Source organism: Desulfitobacterium sp. (genome assembly GCF_034927245.1).
Taxonomy (GTDB): domain Bacteria; phylum Bacillota; class Desulfitobacteriia; order Desulfitobacteriales; family Desulfitobacteriaceae; genus Desulfitobacterium_A.
Genome location: NZ_JAYFQK010000002.1, coordinates 1 through 2,604, shown reverse-complemented (window position 1 = coordinate 2,604; position 2,604 = coordinate 1). Strand labels below are relative to the sequence as shown.

Annotated in this window: 2 protein-coding genes and 1 rRNA gene; all 3 read right to left on the bottom strand. The window is 39.4% G+C overall.

Going from position 1 to position 2,604, the window contains the following annotated elements:
- Nucleotides 1-373: 373 nt before the first annotated feature.
- The 3 genes from VB077_RS00200 to rrf all read right to left on the bottom strand — a co-directional run bounded on the left by VB077_RS00200 (nt 374) and on the right by rrf (nt 2,584).
- Nucleotides 374-997, bottom strand: a complete 624-nt coding sequence (locus VB077_RS00200; RefSeq protein ID WP_323413187.1) for a hypothetical protein — start codon at nt 995-997, stop codon at nt 374-376.
- Between the two features lie 278 nt (nt 998-1,275).
- Complete coding sequence (locus VB077_RS00195) at nt 1,276-1,746, bottom strand: NUDIX hydrolase (RefSeq protein ID WP_323413186.1); 471 nt, start codon at nt 1,744-1,746, stop codon at nt 1,276-1,278.
- A gap of 721 nt (nt 1,747-2,467) precedes the next feature.
- Nucleotides 2,468-2,584, bottom strand: a 5S ribosomal RNA gene (rrf, locus tag VB077_RS00190).
- Nucleotides 2,585-2,604: the final 20 nt, after the last annotated feature.

Below are 2,604 nucleotides of genomic sequence, written 5' to 3'. Positions count from 1 at the left end.
CTCTTGGGTCAACGTTCCTTTGGACTCAAGTAGGAATAATCATCTGGTTGTATACACCAATAAAGTAAATTTAATCAAGCCTATTCTTCAATAAATTTTTTATTGACAAACCATGATCTAACTTAATGCAACGCTACTGACTACATAATGCCTTTTCGGTCATTACGTTTAACATAAAATAAAAATAGCTAACTTACGCTGACAACTATTATTTTTAACTCGACATATTTTATAACTTTAGTTACATGTAAAATATTTGATAATTATTTTATGTCCTTCATAAGTGCAAACTCTATGTAATGGGAACACTCTGTTATGTGATGGATGGTGCCCCCATACTCAGAGGTTGCCATGGGGGGTAACCCCTTAAACGTTATTTTCTTTTCATTAATTCTTTAACCCTGTCTTGATAAAACTGATAATATTTCTCTAATATTTCAAAGCATTTCTCACTTAATACATGAACATCATCAGAACAAGCGAGTTCTAATGCCTTCTTAATTTCATCTGTCCTCGGATCAAGAATAAATTCATAATCTACTATATCTGGTTTAATATCTTCAATAGATTCTTTATTCTTACCAAAAAAAATTGGGGTTAAGTCGCTCGATATGTCACTAGCGAAAGGGTCCCCTAATCCCCATGTTACTTGGAACGTAAGATATCCACCATACTCTTCGCCAAACTCATCTTTGTATGTATTAACCAAGAAATGCTGACTTTCCCTAACATTAATAACAACGGGAGATTCGTGATAGTCAGTGCGACGGAGCTTCTTAAATAAATCTGTAACACTATTCCATTCTCCGAATTCTGATGCCCCCCACTTATACCCTGTTAATCTTTCACACTCTTTTCTCATCATTCCTGTCAATTGCTGAGTTAAGGTGAGAAATCGACCAAACTGACGCCTAACATTAACGGGAGATTTTCTACTTAGCTTTAGTTCATTTAGAGAATCTTCCAAATCTCTAAAAACTAATTTTGTATCTTTCATACTTAACCTCCCCGAACAATTTCTAAACCGTCCCTTTGCTTTTCTTTCCGGCCATGGATGGCCGGTTCTTAGCGCCATCTGTTATATAACGTCCTGCGTATTGCCGACGCGTCCTAACCACATGCATCAATACTAGTGTTGGCAATACGCTGTTATACGAAGCCATACGCCCCGTGACTCAGAGCCGCCATGGACGGCGGCCCTTGAACCCCTGCTGATCTTACTGCACATCCATAAGAAAATAACGAAGCAACTAATCTTTCAAAAAATCACTTTTGTTATTCACAAGTAACAATATGTTCGACCCCATCCCTCAGATTAAGTAACCTATCCGCGAAAAAGCTTGGATAGGCAACATAGTCCTTTAAGTTAGTAATTGGCAACCAGTGCATATATTCCCGTACACCTTGAGTATAACTGTTACCATTCAACTCCTTCGTACCTCTTGATTTCATCAAAAAGTAAAAAGCAATTTCATGGCATTTCAAACCATCAAGTGTTCCTGTACCTTCAAAGAAATTCTCATGAACAAATGCTAATTTATCAATTTCATATGAAACGCCCGTTTCTTCAAACACTTCTCGTCTAACCGCATCTTCAGCCTTTTCACCTAAATGTACTCCTCCACCTATAGAATAATAATATGGATCTATTTCATTTTTAGCGAGAAGTATATACCCGTCTTCAATAATTATTGCTGCCGCCCTATACCGGAACCATCCATCCCCGTAACGAAATCCACAATCCAATATTAACACTCCTCGTACCAATTCAAAATGATTTTACATTTGTCAACTAATATGAAATGTTACAATAATGCAATTTCCAACTTTAGCCGCGCATGGACGCGCGGCACTTTGCGTATGGTTTCGTATAACTATGGAATTTCCGAATCAGGTTCGTAATATATCCCATACAGGTATTTTAGACGAATTAGGTTCGCAGATTTTCTTTTAGTGGAACGAACGCCTTTAATATATATGCCTTCAAACGACCTAACTCCTACTATTATTATGATATTTCTATATATTTTGCTAATTCACCTGCCAATTTGAGTTAACTTATCCAGAATTCGTATAAATATTAGGGCCCAAATGAAACAAAAAAGAACTACGCTATTATTACATAATTCTTTCTTGCTCACCTGGTAACGACTTACTCTCGCGGGACTCTTCAGCCCAAGTAAGACCACGCCTCTGTGTATGAATCTGTGGCCGTGGCACTGGCCCCGAAAAAGATACACAGATACACTGTATCTTTTTCGTATCGGCCCTGGACGGTAACTCGAACTTCCGTGTTCGAGATACGAAAGGGTAGGGTATACCCTTTCGGCCAAGCCGCACGCTCCATAGAATTTCTTAACGGCGCAGGCGAACGGGTGGAACCGACCCCAGAGCAGCTTGCATACCTAAGTTTTTGCGCAGCAAAAAGCAAAGAGACCGTCTTGTACAAGACGATCCCTTCGGTCTTACCTGGCGATGACCTACTTTCCCAGGACTCTGCAGTCCAAGTATCATCGGCCCTGGAGGTCTTAACTTCCGTGTTCGAGATGGGAACGGGTGGAACCCCTCCGGCATTATCACCAGATCTTGATTAAATTCTGAGAG